The following is a 23,038-nucleotide window of genomic DNA, read 5'->3' as shown; positions in this document are numbered from 1 at the left end:
GATATAGAAGTAGTTGTATTGCAAAAAATGTATGAGAGTGAGTTCTCATACATTTTGCTAGCATATGTTACGATCATGCTTCGGTCACCTTCTCCGTATGTTCTGCTTGATTATTTGCAGCGTTGTGGAAGATGATTTTAATCGTCGTTCCTTTACCAACTTCGGAATCTAGTTTGACAGAGTGACCTAAATAATCACAAATTTTACTTACAATATAAAGTCCCATACCAGTAGATTCTCCGAATGCGCGACCGTTTTTCCCAGTGTAAAATGGTTCAAATACTCTTCGAATATCTTCTTGCGGAATACCAACACCTTCATCGCGAACTTCTAAAATAATATCTTTTCCGTTTCGGTAAGCAGATAAGAAAACTTTCTTTCCGCGTTCCCCAGAGTAACGAACAGCATTTGTCATTAACTGATAGATGATAAATTTTAGCCATTTTGCATCAGAAGCAACTTTTAAATCAGAATGGACTTCTAAAACAGGGAAGACACCATTACGAATGAATAGTTCTTTTAATCCGTTAATATTTTTTGTTACCGTATCTTTTAATGAAATCGTCTCAACATGGAAATCTTCATGGAAGTTATTTAACCTAGCCATGTATAAAGCCATATCAAGCCCTTGGTTTAGACGCTCTAACTCTTTTTTAAACTTTGGAATTAAATGCTCGTCTTCCATTTCTAGCACCATAAGCTGCATAACAGAAACAGGAGTCTTCATTTGATGTACCCAGTGGTTAATGAATAATTGATGTTCTTGTTGTTTTACTTCATACGATTGTAGTTCTTTTTGGAAGAGGCGGTACTGCGTACGCACGAGTTCATTGACACCGTGAGGCATCGGAGCAGTTGCTCTTTCAATAAACACATCTTCCATTTTTTCTGGTTGCTCGCTTAATCTATGGTACATTCTACGATTGCGAACGTAACGGTAAGCGAGGAAACAAATAAATAAATATAAACTTAAAACGACGAAATAAAATTTATTGTTTTGAAATCCATCTACTGCATCATAAAGAACGAAAATGATACCAAAGTTTAAAACGTACAGTAGGAAAAATGCAAAATGATCACGTAAAAATAGCTTCATGCTTATTCACTCCAAGTTGCGTTAAAGCGATATCCAAGTCCACGTACTGTTTCAATAGAGTTCTCAATACCAAGCTCATTAAACTTTTTACGAAGACGCGTAATGTTTACGTTTAATGTATTTTCTTCAACGAAGCTTTCGTCATCCCAAAGCGCAGCTAATAAATCTTCACGGCTTGCTGTACGAGGGAATTTAGATAATAACATTTCAGCTAAAATAGCTTCTTTTTTCGTTAAAAGAACTTGTTCAGATCCGAAGTGAATTTCAGGACGTTCTGGGAATAGTTTTAAACCTTCTACTTCAACGATACGTTCAGAAATATTTGGTGCATAATCACCGTAAATACGGCGTAATTGTCCTTTAATTTTCGCCATTACAACGTCGTAGTGGAATGGTTTTGTAATGTAATCATCCGCACCGCTTTCAATTGCCATAATTTGTTCCATCTCACCAGCACGCGCTGAAATGAAAATAATTGGACAAGTAGATTCATGACGAATTTGACGGCACCAGTAGAAACCATCGAATTTCGGTAAGTTTACATCAAGTAAAACAAGATGTGGTTTCACAGCGTTAAACGATTCCATAATATCATCGAAATTCTCTGCAACAACAGCTTCATAACCGTACTTCTGAATGTGAGATTGCAGTAATGATGAAATATTTGGATCGTCTTCAACGATTAAAATTTTATACATATGTATATTCCTCCTCAGAAAAACAATTGTAGCTATAGTGTATCATGTGTTTCAAGTCTTTTCATTATGTTGAAAGATAAGCTAGTAAACAGTATAGGTTAAAAGTGAGAAAAGTAAAAAGGGAACTGGATACAATTGACAAATAACAGTAATCGGTTTAACATTTAGATAAATATCTAAATGTCTAATTATCGAAAGGAAGAAAGACATTGAATCAAGCATTCAAAGCATTAGCAGATCCAACAAGGCGAAAAATTTTAGACTTATTAAAAGAAGGTGATTTAACCGCTGGTGAAATCGCTGAACATTTCAATATGACAAAACCAAGTATTTCACACCACTTAAGCGCACTTAAAAATGCTGAACTTATTCAAGATGAAAAGAAAGGGCAATTTGTTGTGTACTCTTTAAACACAACTGTCTTTCAAGATTTATTAACTTGGGTGTTTACATTTACGAATAAGGGGGAAGAGGGGAAATGAAAAAACATCTTTTTGCAATCTTATTAATTGTTATAACTTGTTTAGCTTGGGCGTTTGCTTGGCCACATTTGCCGGATACAATTGCAACGCATTGGAGCGGAGGTAAGGTAGATGGATATTCTTCTAAATTTTACGGAATGATTTCTATGGTCGGAATTATGATTGCATTATATATATTTCTAAATGTGATACCAAAGATTGATCCAAGAAAAGCAAATTACGAGAAATTTTCTAAAGCCTTTATGATGATGAATAATGGTGTACTATTGCTACTATTTGTAGGAAATATAGACATTATTACAAGTGGATTAGGATATAACTTATTCATTAATCGGGTGCCTGAATTATTAGTTGGTGTTTTATTTTTAGTAATGGGTAATTATTTACCACAGTGTAAGCCAAACTTTTTTGTTGGGATGCGTAATCCATGGACGTTAAGTAATGAAGAAGTATGGCGGAAAACACATCGGTTTAGCGGAAAAGTATTTGTGGCGTTAGGAATTATTATGATTATAAGTGTTTTCGCTCCGGCTGATTGGAGAACTTATATGATGCTTGGGATTATAGTAGTTGCTGTCATTATAACGAATTTATATTCTTACGTTTTGTATAAAAAAGAAATACAAATGTGAGCTATATTAGTCAAATTTTATATTTATAGTTTCTATGTGTTAAGAGATTTTAATACTCAGTGGGAATAATGAAAAGCTCACTGAGTAAATTTTTCGTTTTAAGGTCTGAAAATTCAATCGAAAAGGTGATTTGGGGGGATTTACATGTTAGAAATTATAAATTTTAGCAAGACATATAAAGACGGTAAGAAAGCAGTTGATCATTTGAATATTACTGTTAAAGCAGGGGATATCTTTGGATTTATTGGACATAACGGTGCGGGGAAAAGTACAACAATTAAGTCGTTAGTAGGAGTTATAGATTTTGAAGAGGGTGAAATTTTTGTTGATGGACATTCAGTAAAAAAGGATCCGATTGCATGTAAGAGAGTAATGGCGTATATTCCTGATAATCCAGATTTATATGAGCAATTAACAGGAATTCAATATTTGAACTTTGTTGCGGATGTGTTTAAAGTGCCTGCGAGGGATCGGGAAGAACAGATACAGAAGTATGGGGATGCTTTTGAGATTACACCGTACTTAGGGGATTTAATATCTTCTTATTCACACGGTATGAAACAAAAAGTAGCGATTATATCGGCGGTTTTACATAAACCGAAATTATTAGTTTTAGATGAACCTTTCGTTGGTCTTGATCCAAAGGCAGCCGTAGTATTGAAAGGTATTATGAAAGAGCTTTGTGAAAAAGGAAGTGCGATTTTCTTTTCTACGCACGTTTTAGATGTAGCTGAGAAGTTATGTAATAAAGTAGCGATGATTAATAGAGGGAAATTAGCACTTTCAGGAGAAGTAAATTCTTTAATAAAGGAAGGCTCATTGGAAGAGCTCTTTATGAAGGAGCTTGCTAATGAATACTAATAGTTTAGGTCTTTTGAAAATTCGGTTGATAACGCAGCTCGGTTTAAACACCTTTAAATACGAAAAAGATAAGAGAAAGAAGCAGAATAAGATTTTGCTGACAGTATCTATTGCTCTAGTTGGTGTCATGTTAATGTTATATTGCGGAGCTTCAGCATATGGATTGATAAAAATAGGAATTAGTGAAATTATTCCCGTCTATGCACTAGTTATTAGCAGTATATTAACGTTGTTTTTCACTATATTTAAGGCAAATGGAGAAATTTTTGCTTTTAAGGATTACGACTTTTTAATGTCATTGCCGATTCGCGTAAGTACTGTTATTGCAAGTAGGTTTTTGTATTTATACTTGCTGAATACAATCTTTTCAATCATAATCATGCTACCAATGGGAGTTGTGTATTGCATACATGAAAATCCATCAGTTTCTTTTTACTTTATGTGGTTCATCAGTATGTTTATCGCATCTTTAATCCCAACAACAATCGCAGCAATCTTTGGAGCTTCGATTACGGCAATCGCTTCTGAATTTAAAAATACGAATAAAATAACTACGATTTTAAGTTTTATAGTAATTATTACATTCGGTTCCTTTATGCTAAAAAACGGAAATGCTCAATATAGCCTTAATGATATGAACGGAATTGGTGCAATTGTTTCCGAGCAATTAACTAAAGTGTATCCATTAGCTAACATGTTTCAAAAAGCAATTGTTAATGCTGATATGGTAGCTTTCATCTTATTCGTGGGGATATCAGTGATTTGGTATTATCTTTTTGTAAAAATACTTTCGTTAAAATATAAGCAAATAAACACAGGGATCACCACTTATCATATGCTTTCAAATTATGAGATTAATAGCATGAAAAAAGAGAGTGTATTGGTCGCATTGTATAAAAAAGAGCTGAAACGTTTCTTCTCTTCTACAGTGTATGTCATAAATAGTGGAATGGGAGTCGTGATGGCGCTAGCTTTCTCGCTAGCTATAGTTGTAGTAGGACCAAGCCAATTAATAGCGTATCCTGGAATTGAGCTCCTGTTGCAAAAGATTGCTCCATTTGCTATTGCAGCAGCGATTTCGATGACATGTACAACATGTGTTTCATTGTCTTTAGAAGGAAAAAATGTATGGATTATTAAATCATTGCCTATAGCGCCAAAGATGATTTATGATAGTAAAATTCTTATGAATCTTTCATTGAGTATACCTGCATCACTTATTAGTGCTGTATTACTGATAATCGGGTTAAAGCTAGATGTTTGGAGCTCTCTTTTCATCGTAATAACACCGATAACATATTCATTATTTTCAGCAGTATGGGGGATTTTCATTAATAATCGATTTGGTTATTATGATTGGGTATCAGAAACTCAAGTAGTAAAACAAAGTATAGGATCGTTTGTTGGTATGTTTGGTGGCTTAATTGTGGCGGTTATACCTGCCTTGTTAATTGGTACTGCTACTATCTCGAACTACAGAGTATTTACTTTTGCAGTTATTACAGTGCTTACGATTATTACTATTTTCTTGTATAAGAACGAGTCAAGAAGAAGTATAAAATAAAGAAGCTGCTCTTCCTTTAAAAAGGGAGAGCAGCTTCTTTATTTTGAAAAGGTTAGCCTCTTATATTACTTTTTTAAAACAGGTACCCATATTTCGCTTCTGAAATTCGGAGAGGATACGTCTTTACTTTCATTCCACAATATCTCCGGTCCTTCCGCTAGTTCATAGTTCGAAGAAGGGAACCATTCAGAATAAATACGTCCCCATACATTTTGTAATGCATCAGGAAATGGTCCGACAGCTTCGAATATAGCCCATGTTGAAGCAGCAACTTCAAGTTGCGCGAATTGCTCTGGGCAATCTTTCGTTGTGGCTACTCCAATGTAGTGATCGAGTTCCCCCTTTTCCTCCATTCTTCCTTCAGAAAAGTTAGTAGAAGCACTAATGATTCCAGTAGGTTCAATGTTTGAAAGGGACTTTAATGTTTGAATAGAATCTGGGTTTAAACTTTTCCACATAGAAGCAATTTCTTCATTTACACCGTTAAAAACGATTGGTACTCGTTTTGTAATACCTATAATTCGAAATGGCTCTTTTTCTTCAATTCGATAGTTCATTTCATTTCCTCCTTGAATGGATAATTGGAAGGTCATTGGTGAATAAGCCTTCAAAGAATGGCTACTATTTCGGGCCTCTGAAGGTGTTATACCGTGCAAGTTTTGAAATGCACGGGCGAATGAATCTGGTGAGTTGTAGCCATATTTTATAGCGACATCAATGACTTTTGCATCGCTATTTTTTAGTTCAAAGGCAGCGAGAGTAAGACGTCTACAGCGAATATAATCAGATAGTGATATACCTGCTAAAAACGAAAACATTCTTTTAAAGTGATACTCAGAACAGAGAGCTAGCCTCGCAACTTCTTTAAAATCAATTTCATTCGTAAGGTTATCTTCAATATAGCGCATTGCAGTATTCATATTTTTAAGTGAATCCATATTATGACCTCCTCTGTACATAGAATAGCAGGAACGAAATAGCTCCATCCGACATTTCGTGCACAACTTTGTAGGGGACATTTTTAACCTTACAAAATTGTAATGTTCCTGTAAGGAGAATGAATGGATGGTATGATATCCCAATGTTATAGTAACAAAGTACTTTTGTTCAGTAGGTTAAATTTTTATATCTTTACTTATGCGTCTTACATAACTGTCATGTTTGTGTAAGAAACATCGATAGTGGCAAGAGTAGAGAGTGTATATAGTTGAAAATAGAGAATAGAAGAAATGAGGGATGTCGAGATGAAAACAGTGTTAGAAGCAAAAAATATTGAAAAAGTGTACGACACGGGTGGGAATAAATTTGCAGCGTTAAAAGGTATTAACTTACAAGTAAAAGAAGGTGAGTTCGTTGGAATTATGGGACCTTCTGGTTCTGGTAAGACGACTTTACTAAATGTTCTTTCTACAATTGATAATGCGACGAACGGTGAAATTTTAATTGATGGAAAAGATATTGTAAAGATGAATGATGATAAGTTAGCGTTATTCCGCCGTGATCATTTAGGTTTCATTTTCCAAGATTATAACTTATTAGATACGTTAACGGTGAAAGAGAATATCGCTTTACCACTTGCGTTATCAAAGGTGAAAGCGAGTGAGATTGATCGCCGCGTTCTTGAAATCTCAAAGAAATTCGGTATTGATCATATTTTAAGTCAGTTCCCATATCAAGTATCTGGTGGGCAGAAGCAGCGCTGTGCAGCATCGCGTGCAATTGTTACGAATCCAAGTATGATTTTCGGAGACGAGCCAACTGGAGCACTTGATTCTAAATCTGCAACAGATTTACTTGAAAGTATGAAGTCGTTAAATGAATATGATAACTCAACAATTCTAATGGTAACGCACGATGCATTTGCAGCAAGTTATTGTAAACGAGTTATTTTCATTAAAGATGGTGAGCTATATAAAGAATTACACCGCGGTGAATCGACGCGTAAACAGTTCTTCCAAAAAATTGTTGACGTAATGTCTTCTATTTCTGGAGGTATGGCTGATGACCTTATCTAGCATTGCCCTCCGCAACATACAGCGGAACTTTAAAGACTACTTTGTATATTTTGCATCTATGATTTTTAGTATCGTTATTTATTTTACATTTAAAGCACTGCAATATAATTCACAAATGGAAAAAGCAGCAGAAGCTTCAAAAAAAATTAGCGGAGCGTTCCAAGTTTCAAGTGTGATGCTTATCATTTTCGTAGCAGTGTTCATTATATATTCGAACGGATTCTTTACACGTAAACGTAAAAAAGAAGTTGGCTTATATTCGTTATTAGGTATTCGTAAAAGACAAATTGGTAAAATGCTCTTTTATGAAAATATGTTAATGGGATTAATGTCATTAGTAATTGGGATTGCGATCGGTAGTGTCCTTTCAAAATTATTCCTTGAGTTATTAGTAAATATGATGGGATTAAATTTAAACGTTCATTTTGAAGTACCGATGGCTGCCATTATTGATACAGCAATTATTTTCTTTGTGATTATTTTATATACATCACTTCAAGGATATCGTTTAATTTATCGCTTTAAGTTAATTGAACTTTTCCGTGCAGAACGTGAAGGAGAAGCAATGCCAAAAGGATCTGTCATTATGGCATTAATTTCAGTTTTCTTAATTGGTTCAGGTTATTTTTTAGCATTAATGTACATGAAAGCAGTTATGTATGCAGACTTTATGGTCGTTGCATTATATATTTTATTAGCGACAGTAGCAGGGACTTATTTACTGTTCATGTTCTTCACAGTATTTGTATTGAAACGTGCAAGAAATAATAAGTCAGCATTTTATAATGGTATGAATATGGTAACGACATCACAGTTACTATATCGTATTAAAGGAAATGCGAAATCACTGGCGACAATCGCTATTTTAAGTGCGGTAACATTAACAGCGGTTGGTACGTCAGTTACGATGTATTACAACACATTTACGCAATCAAAAGTTGCTGCGCCGTATAGTTATTCCTATGAGAAAAAAGATGCAGCATTAGATAAAAAAGTAAATGAAATACTTGCTGGAGAGAAGAATAATCACCCAGTCACATATGAATCAGAAGTTGAAATGACTCCTGTGAAAGGAACATTTAAAGGTGAAAGAGCTGATCAAGTTCTGAACACACACTATAATATTACGAATCAGTACCAGCTTATTTCTCAATCAAGCTTTAATACACTTGTGAAACATTTAGATGTAGAGCCTGTAAATTTAAGTGCGAATGAAGCTTTCGTATATGATAGCTTATATATTGAGAAACTTGATTTTGGTCCTCTTTATACAGGAAATACAGCTGTATTCCCTGTTGGAAACGAGTCAAAAGAATTAAAAATTAAAGGTGTAAATAATAGAAGCCTTACAAATTTAAATGAACTATTTGTAATCGTTCCTGATAAAACATATGAGCAAGTGAAACAAGTAAACGAAACGCGTACTGTAAAAAATATTGATGTAAAAGGTGAGCGAAATAGTAAAGAGTTAACAGCAAAATTAGCAAGCATTATGCCAGCTGGAGAATCAGAAGTTTTAAAACCATTTAACGATTTCTATACAGGATTCCAAATGGGGCTTGAAACAACAGGCTTAATGATGTTTATTGGGTTATTTTTAGGATTAGTATTCCTATTAGCAACAGGCTCAATCATTTACTTTAAACAATTAACAGAAGCAAGTGCTGACCATGATCGTTATGTTGTTCTTCATAAAATTGGTGTAACGAAGCAAGAGATGAAGAGAGCTATCGCAAAACAAGTGAGCTTTATCTTTGCTATTCCGTTAGTAATCGGTATTTTACACAGCCTATTTGCACTAAAAGGTTTATCAAATATATTACCATTTGAAATTATGATTCCGCTTCTAATTAGTATCGGAGTATACGGCGCGATTTATATTGGATATTACTTCTTAACGGTTCGTTCTTATTATAAAATCGTGAGTGCGAAGTAATAAGGGACAGCTATCGCTAGAGACGATAGCTGTTTTTTTATTCTTCATAAAATCTTAAGAAATCTCCTCAATTTTTGTTAAGAAATAATAGTTATACTTAGAAACAAGTTAGAAACTATTGAACGAATGAGGAGAGGTTTATATGCAACTCATAACATTCTTACATGAATTTATTAAACATCCGAAACATACTGGTGCAATTGCGCCAAGTTCAAAAATATTAGCAAAGAAAATGGTAGATGTAATTGATTTTAATAAAGCGAAATGCATTGTAGAGTTAGGTCCTGGTACAGGAGTCTTTACGAAAGAAATTATGAAGAGAAAGAAGAAGGAAACAATATTTCTTCTTATTGAAATTAATGAAGTGTTTTGCAAGGAGCTAAAGAGAAAATTTAAAGATGAGCAGAACGTCATTGTTGTACACGGTTCAGCCGAAAATATAAAAAAGTATATAGAAGATCTCAATATAGAATGCGTGGATTACGTTTTATCGGGATTACCTTTTACCTCTTTACCAGAAGAAGTTTCAAAGCGTATTTTAAACAATGTAATGGAAGGGATACATGAGAATGGTGAATTTATTACATTTCAATATTCACTTGTGAAAAAAGGATTTATACAGCACTTCTTTCCTGAAATTACGCTAGAGAAAGTGTGGCTCAATTTCCCACCAGCGTATGTCTTTAGCTGTAAAAAAGAGCTAAGGAGAGCATATGCATAATGGAATTACATGAATTATTATCTTATATTGAACAATACGGTTATTGGGCATTATTTTTCTGTTTATGGTTAGGTATTATTGGTATGCCAATTCCAGACGAAATGATCGTAATGAGTGGTGGCTTTGTATCTTCACTAGGGATATTAAGTGTCATTCCTGCATTTTTATTAACATATTTAGGTGTTGTATCTGGGCTTTCTTTAGGTTATATATTAGGGAAAATATTTGGTACGAAAGTACTTGATAAGCTAGTGAAAAAGAAAAAGGCGAAATATCTTTTGAAATCTCAACAAATGGTAGAGAAGTATGGTCATTATGCGTTAGTCACAAGTTACTTCATACCAGTTGTAAGACATATCGTACCGTATTTAGTTGGAATGAATAACATGTCATTTAAGACGTATGCTTTGTATTCTTATACGACAGGATTTGTTTGGACACTCGTTTACTTTGTGCTCGGTGCTTTATTTGGAAAGCATATTGAAAGTATTGTAGCGATTGCGATAGAATATGGCGTGTATTTTGGCGTGATTGTTTTTATAGTTACAGGTATTCTTTATTTATATAGACAAAAAAGAATCACGCTGATGAGTAAATAGAAGTAAAGAAAGTTTCTTCCAGTATGAAGGACAAGATAGGATTATAAGTATAAAATTATCTTTATTTAATGGTAAAATATAGGTAAGTAGTTAAGGGAGGAAGAGCGTTGTGCTACTCATTTTTAGCCTTATCTTAATTGGAATTATGTGCAGTATGAAAATAGTATCCTTACACATGATAGAACGACAAAAGGTAGAGGAACGATATGTATATTGTCCAAAATGTGATACGAAAATTAGAAGAGGAAATTCAGCTCCTTTTTGTTCGAAATGTAATTTAATATTTTAAAAATAAAAAGTCCGAAATCACTTTATATAGTTTCGGACTTTTTATTTTTAAGTAAACATTAATCCACCTAGTTCTCTTTCGTTTGTTTATTAGCTAAAATGGATTATGAATAACAATAGTATGTAAACGAAAATAAATATAAATGTACACATGGAGTGTTATATTTGGAGATTTTAATCATAGTAGGATGCCTATTAATAGGAATTATTTTGATTAGTATAAGTATCTATCGATTTGTTAAAGAAATAAAAGAAAAAAATTCAAAGAAAGAGAAATGGAAAGTAGTAGCTGGAAATTTGATAGAGTTATTTAGTGATCCATTGCACGGAGCACCGTTCTATTTTTTAACTGGGGGTCTCTTTTTTGTAATTGGGCTGTTATTTCTTTCTATGGGAATGGGATGGCTTGAAATTGATTAAGGCGTATTAACAAAGGTGTTTCATAGTTGTATTGCGAAGAGGAGAGAGCAAATGCCGGTTATAAGAGATATACAATTGAGTTTTCTAAAAGTAAAAGAGCATACTAGAAGCACTGAGACATTACAGTTAGCATCTACAAGCAACTACGATGAAGATATCTCTTTTGGTAAAGAGACGAGCTGTATTACTTCTTTATATTGTCGACATATGCCAAAGTTAAGAATGGAGTATGAGAAAGGTATTTTGATTCATTGTGTGGATGATATTTCATTACTCGATGAGTGGGAGAAGAAATATCGAATTTTCCCTGAATATATGAATGCTTTTGTGAAATATGGGAGTGTGAGGGATTTTCCATATTTATCAGATAGAGAGAAAAAAGAATTAGCCCTTCAAATCGTTCATGGGGAAATGAAGCGTTTAGCTGTGAAATATGATTGGGATATAGAAGAGTTAGAAAAAGTGAAGAATAAGATACTAGAATTGAATTATAGAAACGAGTTCGTATATATAAAAAAGAGTAGTCCGAATAAAAAATACGTATGTAATATAACATGTCAGCATGAAGTGGCTTATGCTGACGTGTACTTAGAAATAAGAGAGTATAGAACGAGGCGGTTAATCAAAAAGGAAAAGCTTATTAGAGAAGAAGATATGTATAAGATGTTTGATCATGTTAGTAAAGTGGCTTGGAAGTTAAACCATAAAGTACTGCTGATGAACGATAAAGGAAAAACTGTATGGATGTTAACCTTCTTAGAGAAAGATATCCCAGCTAATTTAGTTTGGAAGATTGAAAGAATAGATTGAAAGAATAGATTGAAAATAGATGAGAAGTGGAGTGCATATGATGGAGACACAAATCGTTATTGGAGTACCTGGTTTATGGAAAGATAGAACAGAATTAATACAAGAAGTTGTGAGTAAAAGTAACTATATATTAGCGGGAAATGTTATGCACCATAAGGAGAAAGAGATTGGCTTTGAAATTGATATATATGAACAAGAGGATCCATTTTATAATCCGTGTGGGGTATGGAAGTTAGAGAGTGCTTCGGCAAAGAAATCTATCTTTCAAAAATTGGGGAGTGTGCTAAAAGGGTGGAAAAATACATAAAAGAACAGAAGAGTATATGTGATAAATATAAAGCGGAGTATGTAGAATCTCCGAATGATTTGAAATTAGGAATAGCGCAAAATGTGAAAGATGGTATCGCTCCGATTAATGGGTTACGAATGCCTATAGAAAATGGAACGACAGGTTGGTACATTTGGGCTGGTGAAGAAATGGGGACAGAAGAAGATTTCTTTCTTCCTTTACACGTTCAACATATTGATGAATGGGCACCTGAAATAAAGAAGTATTTAGGGTTACCACCTGGTTGGAGATTTTTAATTGCTGGAGATTACGAGGACGTGTGGTATGATCCGAATTTGTTTGATGAAGATTTAGAAGAGGATGCAGATGAATGGGAAGAAAATATGCTACAAGAGTATGGATGGTACATGCATAGCATATTAGCAGAAGATATTGATGGCATCCATGCTAATTATCATACGCATGGTCTAAGAGATAACTTTAATCATCAAGATTTACAAATAGCATTAAATATGGATCCTGAAGTCGCGCATAGTGTTTTTTGTACCATAATAGAAGAAATAAAGAGCGGAAAAAAGTTTGAACAAGGGATTGAGTATACGAATATTATTGAAGGATATCCCATTATTATGAAGTCTTTCGTAGAGATGGATCGAGAAGTTTTGAGGGTTTTATTACCTGATGAAAGAGGGATTCTTCCTACGAGGCCAGAGTGTGATGAATGTTATAAGACTCAATTGGATAGTATTGAGGAAATTTGATAAAAAATAGCTTGAAACCATTCAAGCTATTTTTGAATTATTACATATGCTGTAAAGTAGGTTTTCGATTTGTAGTAATATCTGCTACTGAATAACGTTTCGTTTTATTAGTGCCAGTTAGCCCATTTCGTATTTAGCATATTTTTTTCTTCTTCTGAAATTATATTGTCTTTATACCAGGGTAAATGTTTACAGGTGAAATTATCAGCTACCCTTACGGCATTATAAAAACCGTTACTAATAAATTTTTTATTGTAAACAGCAAAAGTTGTATCAATTCCAGCGTTGAAAACTTTAGGGTTATTGTATTTAGTTATAGGAAAAAGCCAATACTGCATTTCCCATTCTGTTACTGTACATTTTTCATTTGACATGAGCTCTCTGTTGAAATTAGAAGTAGGTATAATGTCTAAAGCAAGGCCGGCTTTAAAGAGTGAAAGCTCGATTGTTAACTGCTTTAAATACTCTAAAAAGTTATCTGGCATTTTTTCATTAAAAGATAAATCAGGATCAGTTACAGCAAAAAAATCTGGAAGTAAATCGAAAATATAAGGAACGGCAAAAAAACGTGGTCCATAGTTGGCATTATTTTTCACTAAATTATATTTAGTTGATATTTGCTCATAAAAAGCAAGCAAAGCGGGAGCGGTTGAATTATTGTCCCAAATCCATATATCTTCACTTTTTATCTTTTTGTTTTCTAATTGTTTTAACATATTTTTCACATAAGTAAGGTTATTGAAGGCTATTACTATTATAGGAATGTTTGAATTATATTTTAAGTTTTCTATATTAGAGAGACTTAGTTCGTTCTTACATTCGAACACGATTTATAACACCTCCGAGCAAAAATAAAACACACTGCATTAGAAGCAACAATATTCCAATATATGCGTAAGTAAGAGAAATGGAATCGGTGTACGGCCTATATATGATGGAAGTAGGAAAAGCATTTTTGTTAAGATAGATTGAGTATACGAATAGTGATGAAAGAGGAATTTTTCTAGCTACATGAGAGCACGGTAAACGTTAGATAATATTAATGAAAAGGTGATACATGTGCAAAAAGAGATTTTAAGGTTATTAGATAAAAAGCAAAGTAACTATGAATTTCCTGCCTTTGATAATGAATATATGGATATTTCACAAGTGAAATTCTCTCTTTTCTTTAAAGATGCTAAGGATTGGCTAATGGTGTTTCAAATTGTGGGTGTAGGTTCATTAGGTGTATGTAATGATATTCAAGTATATGGCGATAGAATTACTCATTCAATGGGTGATGATTGCATTTTACAATTAAATAATGGCGATTATGAGTTGTTTGATGATGAAGGTGAATTTATACCGAATATTTATAACGGCAGTTTAAAAATTCGCGAGCATCATTTTGAATATGAATTTACAGAAGAGGATTATATAAATAATGGAATAGAAGTACAAACGACAGAGCATTATCCAACATACTTTATGCGTATGCTTGCTACTAATGAGGAAGCTCAAAAATTATTGTGGTGGGATAAAGGAGAAATTTTAGAAGAGTTCGGTTTAGAAGGCGACTGGGAAGTAGCGTATGAAACGGAAGAATGGAAACATGTTGAAGACGAAAAAGTAAGTGAAAATGAATTCTTCCAATCAGTAGCCGCTGCAATAGAGAAGAAAGATCCAAGTGTTATTGTGAATGAAAATGCTAATACGCATTGGAGAAATTGGGTAGAGTTTGATTGTGACTGAAAAGGATAGGAGAAAGAATGACAAATGAAAAGAAGAAGAAAATCCGGAGAAAAAGTACAAATGCATCGTTTTGCACTACCTCTATGCTACGGAAGTGAAGCACCATATTATTATTACGAGGTAGCGCCCCATGAAAGAGAGGAACGCTTCCATTTAACATCAGATCTTTGTGTAATGGATGGTGAACATTATTTTATTAGAGGATGTTTAGAGATTCCTATAATTGACTACCACGAAAATTTCATATGGACTGTATGGGTATCACTTAGTAAAGAAAGTTATGATGAAGTATTAGAAAAGTGGGATGAGAGAGGCCGAGAAAATAGTGATCCTTATTTTGGTTGGTTATCTGTAGAAATACCAGTTTATCCAGAAACATTAAATTTAAAAACAAATGTACATATAAGAGAAGTTGGAATGGCACCGTATGTTGAATTAGAGCCAACCGAGCATCCTTTAGCGATCGAACAAAGAAATGGAATTACTTTAGAGAGAGTTAAAGAAATAGAGGAAATGATCCAACAATATAACTAGATTAGAAGAGAAAAAACGAGTGCTAGCACTCGTTTTTTTATTACACAACCGCAGGATTATAAATCATCGTAAAGTGTCCTGGTAATAATTCAATGTGACAAGGTGTATGAAGCGAGCTTTCTCCATCTGTATCTACTTCTTTTTCTTCTTTCGTTTCAATATGAATGGATTTCGCTTTTACGTGGAAGATGTCATTTTCATTTGAGTCTTCAAATAGTTTCTTTCCGATGTAATCTTTAAATGCTTGAATACCTGTTGATTTGACTACGAAAATATCAAGTGTTCCGTCATCACATTTTACGTTCGGAATAAAGGATGGAATACCACCAAGATATTCACCATTTCCAACCATGACAAGGACAGCTTCGTCTTCATATACTTGTCCGTCATAAGTAATTTTTACTGGGAATGTTTCAGCATTTTTCACAGTTCGAATTGTGCTTAAATAGTAACCGATTTTACCAAGCTTTGCTTTTTCTTCTGCATCGATATTGTTTGATACTTCAGATACGAGTCCAATGCCCCAGAAGTTTAAGAAATGTTGTTCATTTGCTTTTGCAACGTCAACTGGTTTTATATGTTCTTTTGTAATAAGTTTTGCCGCTTCTGCAATGTTTTGCGGAACACCAAGTGTGCGAGAGAAGTCGTTGCAAGTTCCACCTGGAATGATTGCAAGTGTAGGTCTAGTTTCGAGAGGTGCTAAGCCATTTGTGCATTCAAATACTGTTCCATCACCACCAAAGACGATAATTAAATCTACTTTACTAGCAAACTCTTGGCAATATTTTGTTGCATCACCTTGTTTTTTCGTATGAAGGATATGTAGATCAGGAAAAGCTGCGGCAAGAGGTGGTACGATTTTCGTTAAATTTGTATGTAAGTCACCTTGACCAGCTTTCGGATTTACGATGAGGAGTACTTTTTCAAATTTTGTCTTTGTCATATTTCATCTCTCCCTGTAGTTTGTAATGGAAAGAAAGGAGCTGTTCCCATGTATTTTAGAACAGCTTCTCCCTATTAATTGGGTGCTAAGATTGTCAGTTATTGTCGGTAAGTCGATATATTTAAAAAATCGCCGATATACATTTTATGTACTATCGATTTTTTAAGTTATACGATTATTCCGTTACAACTGAAGCAATGAATGGTAAGTTACGATATTTTTCCGCACAGTCGATACCGTATCCAACGATGAATTCGTCTGGAATTTGGAAGCCAACATATTCAGCTGTTAAGTCTACTTTACGACGTTCTGGTTTATCAAGTAATGTACAGAACTTGAGTGCTTTTGGTTTATGCATAAAGAAGTGATCTTTTAGGAAATGAAGTGTTAAACCAGAATCGATAATATCTTCTACAACAATTACGTTTTTCCCAGTAATGTTTACGTCGATATCTTTTAGTAGTTTCACTTTTCCTGTTGTTTCTGTTTGATTTCCGTAGCTAGATGCAGAAATAAAGTCAATTGTTACATCATTTTTGATGTTACGAATTAAATCAGCAGCAAATACGAATGAACCTTTTAATACGGCGATAACTACGATTTCTTCTCCTTCAAAGTCACGTTCGATTTGAAGTGCTAATTCTTTAACTTTTGCTTGTAATTGTTCTTCAGAAATTAAAGTGTCTTTTATTTCAATATTCATTGTAATCCTCCTACAGTGTAAAACTTATGAACATTTCGACTGTAAAGGATAGAATAGAAAAAGTCAAAGGAGATAGTAATTTTTTACAAAGATAACGACAAAATCATCTGATGATATGATATACTAAGTATATTAAGAAAACGCTTCCATAAAGGGTGAATATGATGAAGAAGAAACAGTACACAAGTGTAACATTTATAAAAGCATTACTTTTAACAATTGTTCTTGGCCTGTTGGCTTACGTAATTGATGTACCTGCGATTCGTATTTCATTAATTGGAATGACTTTAGTGTTAGGAGCAATTTCGCACGGTATGATGTCGCAGCTAAAAGAAGCTGGACTTGATGATATGAGAGATCATATAGATAAAAAGTGAGAAACCTTCATTATATAGAGTGAAGGTTTTTTTGTTTCTTACAAAAATGTAAGGTAGTTGTAAGGCAAATCGATAGTTGCATAAGAGCATTTTGGATAAACTATGGGTGTAAGGTAAAAGGCAAGCATATTTTAGGTAAATTAAGTTTTAGGCACTCTATATGTGAAAAAGGAGTAGGAGGGCATGGAGAAACGTTGGACGACCTTTTCTTTTTTAGCGACTAGTAACACCGTAATGCTAGATGGAAAAATGGATTTTTTGCACTTGTTTGATCGTGAAAATGATCATTCTTCTTCTAAATTTACAATGAAATGGAATAAATGGAGCGAGAGTTGTAAGATTGAAGAAGAGGCCCCTAACGAAGAGCAAAAGATTATTTTAACAAACCCTATTAAAGCGTGGGTTGTTCAACGTCGTAAGTGTAACGTCAAAAATCACTTCAAGAAAACTGAGCCGAGACAATTAGTTATCGCTCCGGCCCGTTCTACTTCCAAATCACGCGAAAGTAACATGTAAATAATTGAGACACACACCCGAAAAAAACATCGTACATATTGCGATGTTTTTTTCTTTTTCTACAATGAAATCTTTAAATGAAATATATTTCATCTGCATCTTATATTTATATCTCTTGCTTATTCTAGTAATACATCCGATGCGAGTAGATGTGAATAAAATATAAGGAGAGAGTGAAAATGAAAAAGAAACTATTACCAATTTGTGCAATGGCACTTTTAACAGTAGGATATTCTTCAGTAGCGAGTGCGGATACTGGAACAGTAACAAAGGAAGAAGAAGCGCAAGTACAACAGGATAAAGCTAAAAAAGAAGAAGCAATTAAGGAACAGCAAAAAAGTGAAATAGAGAAAAAGCAAGCGGCACAAGTACAAGAAAAAAATGATATGGCTAAAAAAGAGGAAGCAATAAAAGCTGAGAAAAAAAGTGAAGAAGAGAAAAAGAGAATAGCGCAAGAACAGTTAAAAAACGATATGGCCAAAAAAGAAGCAGCGATAAAAGCCGAGCAAAAGAATGAAGTAGCTAAAAAAGAAGAAGCAAAGCCAGTTGTACAAGGTGAAAAATTACCAAATACAGCATCAAATAATGTAGCAATGATGGGATTAAGTGCATGTCTTGTAGCGGTAGGTACATTATTTGGTTTGAATCGTCGCAATAAGATTAAAGCGTAAATAAAATATTTTCCTATAAAGAATGGGATAATTTCATATATTAAAAATGGTAGGTTACTCCTACCATTTTTGGCATGGAGGAATGAAGAATGAAGTTACTCAATTATATCGGTATCATATTGATGGCTATAGGGCTATTCATGGGATCCTATTATGCTGTGGAATGGTATAAAGGAAGAAGCTCTGCCGGGCAATTAACGGCAGAAGAAATAAAGAGCCTTAAAAATATACAAGATACTCAACTTTCTCATGAAACACCTGTAACTTCTCAAGTGCCTTCTTCTCAAACAGAACATAAAGAGGGAGAAAAGGTAGCGATGTTAAACATACCGAAAATAAAGAAGAAGTTTTCTATATATTGGGGAGCAGATGATACGACTTTGAAAAAAGGAGTGGGTATGTTCGTTAGTGATTTAACGACAACTCCATCTGGAGGGGGACATACTGTACTGAGTGGACATCGAGATACTGTATTTACAGATTTAGAAGAGTTGAAAGAAAAGGATACCCTTGTTTTAGAGTATGATAATAAAACGTACACATATGAAATTCAAAAGACATGGATTACTCATGCGGATGATCGTACTGTTATTATAAAAAAAGAAGAACCGATATTAACACTGACAACTTGTTACCCATTTGATTATATAGGGGATGCACCAGATAGATATATTATCGAGGCGAAGTTAACTGGCAGTTATTCAAAGTGAAATTATAGTTTCTGAAAGTGAGAGGGGGATATATAAGTTATGTCAAAAAACATTTTAATTGTTGAAGATGAAGACATATTACGTGAAATATTAAAAGATTATTTTTTGAGTGAACAATATGTAGTGTTTGAAGCGAGGGACGGGAAAGAGGCTTTAGTTGTATTTGAAGAAGAAGAGGTTGATTTAGTTATTTTAGATATTATGTTGCCAGAACTCGATGGATGGTCTGTTTGCCGAAGGATTAGGAAGACGTCCGAGGTGCCTATTATTATGCTGACGGCGCGCGTAGATGAAGACGATACGTTACTTGGTTTTGAACTTGGAGCAGATGACTATGTGACGAAGCCGTATAGTCCTCCAATTTTATTAGCAAGAGCGAAACGATTATTAGAAAGTAGAAAAGCATCGAAGAAACCTTTAGAGAACGAAGATGATACGTTATCGATTCATGGCATCCATGTCCATTTTCCGTCGCGTACTGTTACTGTTGATGAGGCAGATGTTAGTTTAACGCATACGGAGTTTGAAATATTGGTGTATTTCATGAAAAATCAAGGAATCGTTTTAACGCGAGAGCAACTCATTTCAAGAATTTGGGGATATGAATTTGCTGGCGATGATCGAACGGTGAATAGCCATATTCGTAATTTAAGAAATAAATTAGGAGAGAAAGCAAAGTATATTACAACTGTAGTACGAACTGGTTATAAATTTGAGGGGAATGTATGAAGAAAGGAATTGTACTAAAATTATTTACTCTTACAACAGCATTATGTATGTTGATTTTAGCGACGATATTTATTGGACAAACGATATTTTTTAAACAATATTATGCGAATCGAAAAGTGGAAGATATTAAAGTAAATTTAAATTCCTTTGAGAAGAATTATTTAAATTATGCAGGAAATGCAGAAGAAATTCAGAAACTAGAGCAAGACTTTTTAAGAGAAAATAATACGTGGATTACGACATTAGATAAGAACGGGAATTTAAAACATGCAGATGATTTTTATTTTGAAGTAACGATAGATCGTAGGCAACAAAAGAGCTTTGGACAACAAATATTCAAAATTCCCTTAGGTAATCTCGTCAATATAGAGGAAATTGATAATAAATTATCAGAGCAGTTTTTAGGACAAGAAATTTATTTTTCTGGAGTGAGAAAAGAAGATAGTTTTATTCCATTCTCTTTTTCTTTATCTAAGCAGAATTTAAGTGGATCTAATAAACCGTTAGAAAAAGCATTTAATGAGAAAATGAGTAAATTAAATGAGGAGAAAAAGAGAGCAGCTGAGGAACAACTTGTTAAGGAAAAGAAACCAGCTGTTCAGGAGCAAGCTGCTCAAGAATCAAATGTTTACATAGGTGGACGTGTTACAAAAGTACAGTTACCAGATGTAAAAGGTCCTGTGAATCCAATTTATAAAAATGGCATCTTCTTAGATAACATAAAAGAATTTCAAACTGATTTATTATTAAAAGAGAACAAACACATACAATATACAACACAAACAATGGACTATGAAAAGAATGATATAAAATATAAATTATTAATGAAACCAATAAAAGAAAAAGACGGATCAGTAACATATATTTATGCGATGGCTTCTTTACAGCCCGTAGATGAAGCTGTACAAATGGTGCAAGATTACTATATCTATATCATTGCATTTGTAGTTGTTCTTATTTTTTTAGCTTCGTTCTATTACTCAAAACAAATTGCCAAACCATTATTAAAAATAAATGATACGACGAAGAAAATAGCACAATTAGATTTTACAGAAAAAATACCGATTACTTCAAAAGATGAAATTGGAGATTTATCGAAAAATATTAATGTGCTATCAAATAAACTCCATTCCCATATTGGACAGTTAGAAGAAGATATTGAAAAGGAAAGAAAGTTAGAAAGGACGCGAAAAGAATTCATTTCTGGTGTTTCACATGAATTAAAAACACCGCTAAGTATTATGAAAAGTTGTATTTCCATTTTAAAAGACGGGGTAGCTGAGCATAAAAAAGAGTATTATTTTCAAGCGATGGAGAGAGAAGTAGACAAAATGGATACTTTAATTTTGGATATGCTTGAGTTAGCTAAATTTGAATCTGGTACATATAAAATGAAAAAGGATTCGTTTTATATTGATACAGTAATTGAAGATATATGTGAACATCTATCTGTGGAAATAGAGAAAAAAGAACTTCATGTTCATAAAAATATATGTTCATTTGAAGTGATTGCAAATCAAGGCCGGATTGAACAAGTCATCGTGAATTTTATTACGAATGCCATACGTTATACACCAAATAAAGAAGATATTATTATTTCTACAATAGATGAGAAGGATCGTATAAAAGTGTGCATTGAAAATAAAGGTACTCACATTGAAGAAGAACAATTAGATAAAATTTGGGATCGTTTTTATCGAGTGGATACAGCTCGTCAGCGTTCACAAGGTGGGACGGGACTTGGGCTTGCTATTTCTAAAAATATTTTAGAATTACACGATGCTGAATATGGAGTGAAAAATACAGAAGACGGTGTATTATTTTACTTTTACTTACCGAAAAAAGCGTAGATAATGCATGCTACGCTTTTTTTAATTTATTTTCATATTATCTTTACCTAATCTTTATTTTTAAGCGATATAATCTGGTTAGAAAATGAGGTTATGTAAGGAGTCGATGAACCGTGCATAGCAATTGGCTAAGTATAATGGTATTTATTTTCTTTTGCGCATTTATTGTATTTTTAATTAATATTACGATATGAAAAAAGAGCGCTCATTAAGCGCCCTTTTTTTGTGTATTCATTTGATAAGCACTGATGCTTTTGAATAAGCGTGGTGAAGTGATAAATAAAAATATAAGTAAAACGGTACATAGAATATAGGAACCAATCATTGTACTACCGTTAAATATTAAAGAATATAGGAAAGCCGATTGGCCTTTTGGTGCATATTGTCCCCAGAAAATGATACCAGCGATAAAGTGACAGAAGTAACGAGCTAGACTACCGATAAAAGTAGCGACGATAATGTATCCAATTACTTTCTTTCCTTGGTTTGGTTTTGATGAAGGTTTGTCTTTACGGTTACCTAAATTTGATTGCTCTTCGCTATTATCATTGGAAGTTAAAAGTGCTTTTTGAATTGGACGATAGAATAAACCAGCAAATCCAATGAATGCGAAAGCAACAAAGTATTCAATTAGTACTTGAATTGGTGTGACGATAATGGCATCGCCTACGACAATTTGTAATAATCCCCAAATTAGGCCCCCTAAGAAAGCCATTTTGAAGCCCCAGCGGTATGCGATAATAAAAATAGGAATCATAGCAAATGAAATGGAACCGCCTGTTGCTGATATTTTTATTGAAAGTGGTAAAATGTCGATGACCAAGGCGAAGGCTGCAAGAATAGCAGATTCGATCATCGCTTGTAAATTAGTGTTACGCATGTTGTCTCCCCCTAAATCCAAGTTGTACAAAAAAGAATAGATATCATAGGAGGATACGAAATACGTAAATAAAAATGAGGTATGTATTTCGGACGTTTGCACAATCCCTGCGTTAGCATTAACTAACAGGTTCGAAGGGTCGGAACGAAGTGTTCCCTCTCAGCGACATGGCTCCCCCAGTGATAACGAGATTCTTTATTTGCTATTGTTTATTGTAAGCGA

28 protein-coding genes and 1 riboswitch are annotated in these 23,038 nt (G+C 33.7%); of the genes, 21 read left to right on the top strand and 7 right to left on the bottom strand.

What is annotated here, in order from left to right; genetic code table 11:
- Positions 1-73: 73 nt before the first annotated feature.
- Positions 74-1,096, bottom strand: a complete 1,023-nt coding sequence (locus tag HMPREF2590_RS27535; protein WP_050822145.1) for a sensor histidine kinase — start codon at positions 1,094-1,096, stop codon at positions 74-76.
- Between the two features lie 2 nt (positions 1,097-1,098).
- Positions 1,099-1,794: a response regulator transcription factor gene (locus HMPREF2590_RS27530; protein WP_000276738.1), complete on the bottom strand. Its 696-nt coding sequence runs from the start codon at positions 1,792-1,794 to the stop codon at positions 1,099-1,101.
- A gap of 209 nt (positions 1,795-2,003) precedes the next feature.
- Here HMPREF2590_RS27530 and HMPREF2590_RS27525 point away from each other — a divergent pair, with 209 nt between their 5' ends.
- From HMPREF2590_RS27525 to HMPREF2590_RS27510, 4 genes are all read left to right on the top strand, one after another.
- A complete protein-coding gene (locus tag HMPREF2590_RS27525) occupies positions 2,004-2,276 on the top strand; it encodes an autorepressor SdpR family transcription factor (RefSeq protein WP_001070531.1) in 273 nt (90 codons plus the stop codon).
- A complete protein-coding gene (locus HMPREF2590_RS27520; RefSeq protein WP_000716347.1) occupies positions 2,273-2,908 on the top strand; it encodes an SdpI family protein in 636 nt (211 codons plus the stop codon). Before HMPREF2590_RS27525 ends, HMPREF2590_RS27520 begins: the two co-directional genes overlap by 4 nt.
- Positions 2,909-3,052: 144 nt before the next feature.
- Complete coding sequence (locus HMPREF2590_RS27515) at positions 3,053-3,769, top strand: ABC transporter ATP-binding protein (protein ID WP_000889756.1); 717 nt, start codon at positions 3,053-3,055, stop codon at positions 3,767-3,769.
- Positions 3,759-5,333 carry a hypothetical protein gene (locus HMPREF2590_RS27510; RefSeq protein WP_050822144.1) on the top strand — a complete coding sequence of 525 codons (1,575 nt, stop codon included), beginning with the start codon at positions 3,759-3,761 and terminating at the stop codon, positions 5,331-5,333. The genes HMPREF2590_RS27515 and HMPREF2590_RS27510 overlap by 11 nt, the downstream gene beginning before the upstream one ends.
- A gap of 65 nt (positions 5,334-5,398) precedes the next feature.
- Here HMPREF2590_RS27510 and HMPREF2590_RS27505 read toward each other — a convergent pair whose 3' ends face one another.
- Positions 5,399-6,271, bottom strand: coding sequence for an AraC family transcriptional regulator (locus tag HMPREF2590_RS27505; RefSeq protein ID WP_044584938.1), 873 nt, complete (start codon positions 6,269-6,271; stop codon positions 5,399-5,401).
- 306 nt (positions 6,272-6,577) lie between these two features.
- Here HMPREF2590_RS27505 and HMPREF2590_RS27500 point away from each other — a divergent pair, with 306 nt between their 5' ends.
- The 9 genes from HMPREF2590_RS27500 (at position 6,578) to HMPREF2590_RS27460 (ending at position 13,172) form a co-directional block, all read left to right on the top strand.
- Positions 6,578-7,348 carry an ABC transporter ATP-binding protein gene (locus tag HMPREF2590_RS27500; protein WP_000859655.1) on the top strand — a complete coding sequence of 257 codons (771 nt, stop codon included), beginning with the start codon at positions 6,578-6,580 and terminating at the stop codon, positions 7,346-7,348.
- Positions 7,335-9,284, top strand: coding sequence for an ABC transporter permease (locus HMPREF2590_RS27495; protein WP_050822143.1), 1,950 nt, complete (start codon positions 7,335-7,337; stop codon positions 9,282-9,284). Before HMPREF2590_RS27500 ends, HMPREF2590_RS27495 begins: the two co-directional genes overlap by 14 nt.
- Before the next feature lie 142 nt (positions 9,285-9,426).
- Entirely contained in the window at positions 9,427-10,005 is a 579-nt protein-coding gene (locus HMPREF2590_RS27490) for a class I SAM-dependent methyltransferase (RefSeq protein ID WP_001176053.1), read from the top strand.
- Positions 10,005-10,604: a DedA family protein gene (locus HMPREF2590_RS27485; RefSeq protein ID WP_044584935.1), complete on the top strand. Its 600-nt coding sequence runs from the start codon at positions 10,005-10,007 to the stop codon at positions 10,602-10,604. The genes HMPREF2590_RS27490 and HMPREF2590_RS27485 overlap by 1 nt, the downstream gene beginning before the upstream one ends.
- A 109-nt stretch (positions 10,605-10,713) precedes the next feature.
- Complete coding sequence (locus tag HMPREF2590_RS27480; RefSeq protein WP_001986677.1) at positions 10,714-10,893, top strand: hypothetical protein; 180 nt, start codon at positions 10,714-10,716, stop codon at positions 10,891-10,893.
- 164 nt (positions 10,894-11,057) lie between these two features.
- Entirely contained in the window at positions 11,058-11,312 is a 255-nt protein-coding gene (locus HMPREF2590_RS27475; protein WP_000404319.1) for a hypothetical protein, read from the top strand.
- 51 nt (positions 11,313-11,363) lie between these two features.
- Entirely contained in the window at positions 11,364-12,122 is a 759-nt protein-coding gene (locus HMPREF2590_RS27470; RefSeq protein WP_050822142.1) for a hypothetical protein, read from the top strand.
- Between the two features lie 37 nt (positions 12,123-12,159).
- Positions 12,160-12,429: a hypothetical protein gene (locus HMPREF2590_RS27465; protein ID WP_000970753.1), complete on the top strand. Its 270-nt coding sequence runs from the start codon at positions 12,160-12,162 to the stop codon at positions 12,427-12,429.
- Entirely contained in the window at positions 12,414-13,172 is a 759-nt protein-coding gene (locus HMPREF2590_RS27460; protein ID WP_000417356.1) for a DUF4262 domain-containing protein, read from the top strand. Before HMPREF2590_RS27465 ends, HMPREF2590_RS27460 begins: the two co-directional genes overlap by 16 nt.
- Positions 13,173-13,279: 107 nt before the next feature.
- On the opposite strand, the gene HMPREF2590_RS27455 is transcribed toward HMPREF2590_RS27460, so the two are convergent.
- On the bottom strand, positions 13,280-13,999 hold the full coding sequence (locus HMPREF2590_RS27455) for a glycosyltransferase family protein (protein WP_000461059.1): 720 nt from the start codon (positions 13,997-13,999) through the stop codon (positions 13,280-13,282).
- A gap of 232 nt (positions 14,000-14,231) precedes the next feature.
- Between HMPREF2590_RS27455 and HMPREF2590_RS27450 the strand changes: the two genes are divergently transcribed.
- Together HMPREF2590_RS27450 and HMPREF2590_RS27445 are read left to right on the top strand one after the other, a co-directional pair.
- Positions 14,232-14,903: a DUF7003 family protein gene (locus HMPREF2590_RS27450; protein ID WP_001168352.1), complete on the top strand. Its 672-nt coding sequence runs from the start codon at positions 14,232-14,234 to the stop codon at positions 14,901-14,903.
- A gap of 24 nt (positions 14,904-14,927) precedes the next feature.
- Entirely contained in the window at positions 14,928-15,437 is a 510-nt protein-coding gene (locus HMPREF2590_RS27445; RefSeq protein WP_000830212.1) for a DUF2199 domain-containing protein, read from the top strand.
- Positions 15,438-15,477: 40 nt separating this feature from the next.
- Here the strand turns inward: HMPREF2590_RS27445 and HMPREF2590_RS27440 are convergent, their stop codons facing one another.
- Entirely contained in the window at positions 15,478-16,380 is a 903-nt protein-coding gene (locus HMPREF2590_RS27440) for a diacylglycerol/lipid kinase family protein (protein ID WP_000167895.1), read from the bottom strand.
- Between the two features lie 175 nt (positions 16,381-16,555).
- The gene (hpt, locus tag HMPREF2590_RS27435; RefSeq protein WP_001019298.1) at positions 16,556-17,083 is read right to left on the bottom strand and encodes a hypoxanthine phosphoribosyltransferase; all 528 of its coding nucleotides are present in this window, start codon (positions 17,081-17,083) and stop codon (positions 16,556-16,558) included.
- Between the two features lie 161 nt (positions 17,084-17,244).
- Here hpt and HMPREF2590_RS27430 point away from each other — a divergent pair, with 161 nt between their 5' ends.
- From HMPREF2590_RS27430 to HMPREF2590_RS27405, 6 genes are all read left to right on the top strand, one after another.
- Complete coding sequence (locus HMPREF2590_RS27430) at positions 17,245-17,460, top strand: hypothetical protein (protein WP_002001286.1); 216 nt, start codon at positions 17,245-17,247, stop codon at positions 17,458-17,460.
- Positions 17,461-17,643: 183 nt separating this feature from the next.
- Entirely contained in the window at positions 17,644-17,976 is a 333-nt protein-coding gene (locus HMPREF2590_RS27425; protein WP_000415619.1) for a hypothetical protein, read from the top strand.
- Between the two features lie 179 nt (positions 17,977-18,155).
- Positions 18,156-18,647: an LPXTG cell wall anchor domain-containing protein gene (locus HMPREF2590_RS27420; protein ID WP_030028875.1), complete on the top strand. Its 492-nt coding sequence runs from the start codon at positions 18,156-18,158 to the stop codon at positions 18,645-18,647.
- 89 nt (positions 18,648-18,736) lie between these two features.
- On the top strand, positions 18,737-19,357 hold the full coding sequence (locus HMPREF2590_RS27415; protein WP_000771590.1) for a class D sortase: 621 nt from the start codon (positions 18,737-18,739) through the stop codon (positions 19,355-19,357).
- Between the two features lie 39 nt (positions 19,358-19,396).
- Positions 19,397-20,086 (top strand): response regulator transcription factor, encoded by a 690-nt coding sequence (locus HMPREF2590_RS27410; protein ID WP_000041848.1) that lies wholly within the window; start codon positions 19,397-19,399, stop codon positions 20,084-20,086.
- Positions 20,083-21,936 carry a sensor histidine kinase gene (locus HMPREF2590_RS27405; RefSeq protein ID WP_030028872.1) on the top strand — a complete coding sequence of 618 codons (1,854 nt, stop codon included), beginning with the start codon at positions 20,083-20,085 and terminating at the stop codon, positions 21,934-21,936. The genes HMPREF2590_RS27410 and HMPREF2590_RS27405 overlap by 4 nt, the downstream gene beginning before the upstream one ends.
- A gap of 208 nt (positions 21,937-22,144) precedes the next feature.
- On the opposite strand, the gene HMPREF2590_RS27400 is transcribed toward HMPREF2590_RS27405, so the two are convergent.
- Positions 22,145-22,816: an energy-coupled thiamine transporter ThiT gene (locus HMPREF2590_RS27400; RefSeq protein WP_001246570.1), complete on the bottom strand. Its 672-nt coding sequence runs from the start codon at positions 22,814-22,816 to the stop codon at positions 22,145-22,147.
- Between the two features lie 86 nt (positions 22,817-22,902).
- A riboswitch (TPP riboswitch) is annotated at positions 22,903-23,004 on the bottom strand.
- Positions 23,005-23,038 lie beyond the last annotated feature (34 nt).

The organism is Bacillus sp. HMSC036E02 (genome assembly GCF_001836235.1).
Taxonomy (GTDB): domain Bacteria; phylum Bacillota; class Bacilli; order Bacillales; family Bacillaceae_G; genus Bacillus_A; species Bacillus_A cereus.
The sequence above is the reverse complement of the archived record's forward strand: the minus strand, read 5'-3'. Positions and strand labels throughout refer to the sequence as shown.

Excerpts from the sequence above, each read along its gene's own strand:
- HMPREF2590_RS27535 (WP_050822145.1), bottom strand. The coding sequence starts at position 1,096 with ATGAAGCTATTTTTACGTGATCATTTTGCATTTTTCCTACTGTACGTT.
- HMPREF2590_RS27410 (WP_000041848.1), top strand. The coding sequence starts at position 19,397 with ATGTCAAAAAACATTTTAATTGTTGAAGATGAAGACATATTACGTGAA.
- HMPREF2590_RS27485 (WP_044584935.1), top strand. The coding sequence starts at position 10,005 with ATGGAATTACATGAATTATTATCTTATATTGAACAATACGGTTATTGG.
- HMPREF2590_RS27515 (WP_000889756.1), top strand. The coding sequence starts at position 3,053 with ATGTTAGAAATTATAAATTTTAGCAAGACATATAAAGACGGTAAGAAA.
- HMPREF2590_RS27500 (WP_000859655.1), top strand. The coding sequence starts at position 6,578 with ATGAAAACAGTGTTAGAAGCAAAAAATATTGAAAAAGTGTACGACACG.
- HMPREF2590_RS27510 (WP_050822144.1), top strand. The coding sequence starts at position 3,759 with ATGAATACTAATAGTTTAGGTCTTTTGAAAATTCGGTTGATAACGCAG.
- HMPREF2590_RS27430 (WP_002001286.1), top strand. The coding sequence starts at position 17,245 with ATGATGAAGAAGAAACAGTACACAAGTGTAACATTTATAAAAGCATTA.
- HMPREF2590_RS27420 (WP_030028875.1), top strand. The coding sequence starts at position 18,156 with ATGAAAAAGAAACTATTACCAATTTGTGCAATGGCACTTTTAACAGTA.
- HMPREF2590_RS27495 (WP_050822143.1), top strand. The coding sequence starts at position 7,335 with ATGACCTTATCTAGCATTGCCCTCCGCAACATACAGCGGAACTTTAAA.
- HMPREF2590_RS27405 (WP_030028872.1), top strand. The coding sequence starts at position 20,083 with ATGAAGAAAGGAATTGTACTAAAATTATTTACTCTTACAACAGCATTA.
- HMPREF2590_RS27415 (WP_000771590.1), top strand. The coding sequence starts at position 18,737 with ATGAAGTTACTCAATTATATCGGTATCATATTGATGGCTATAGGGCTA.
- HMPREF2590_RS27465 (WP_000970753.1), top strand. The coding sequence starts at position 12,160 with ATGATGGAGACACAAATCGTTATTGGAGTACCTGGTTTATGGAAAGAT.
- HMPREF2590_RS27425 (WP_000415619.1), top strand. The coding sequence starts at position 17,644 with ATGGAGAAACGTTGGACGACCTTTTCTTTTTTAGCGACTAGTAACACC.
- HMPREF2590_RS27505 (WP_044584938.1), bottom strand. The coding sequence starts at position 6,271 with ATGGATTCACTTAAAAATATGAATACTGCAATGCGCTATATTGAAGAT.
- HMPREF2590_RS27400 (WP_001246570.1), bottom strand. The coding sequence starts at position 22,816 with ATGCGTAACACTAATTTACAAGCGATGATCGAATCTGCTATTCTTGCA.
- HMPREF2590_RS27520 (WP_000716347.1), top strand. The coding sequence starts at position 2,273 with ATGAAAAAACATCTTTTTGCAATCTTATTAATTGTTATAACTTGTTTA.
- hpt (WP_001019298.1), bottom strand. The coding sequence starts at position 17,083 with ATGAATATTGAAATAAAAGACACTTTAATTTCTGAAGAACAATTACAA.
- HMPREF2590_RS27470 (WP_050822142.1), top strand. The coding sequence starts at position 11,364 with ATGCCGGTTATAAGAGATATACAATTGAGTTTTCTAAAAGTAAAAGAG.
- HMPREF2590_RS27445 (WP_000830212.1), top strand. The coding sequence starts at position 14,928 with ATGAAAAGAAGAAGAAAATCCGGAGAAAAAGTACAAATGCATCGTTTT.
- HMPREF2590_RS27440 (WP_000167895.1), bottom strand. The coding sequence starts at position 16,380 with ATGACAAAGACAAAATTTGAAAAAGTACTCCTCATCGTAAATCCGAAA.
- HMPREF2590_RS27530 (WP_000276738.1), bottom strand. The coding sequence starts at position 1,794 with ATGTATAAAATTTTAATCGTTGAAGACGATCCAAATATTTCATCATTA.
- HMPREF2590_RS27490 (WP_001176053.1), top strand. The coding sequence starts at position 9,427 with ATGCAACTCATAACATTCTTACATGAATTTATTAAACATCCGAAACAT.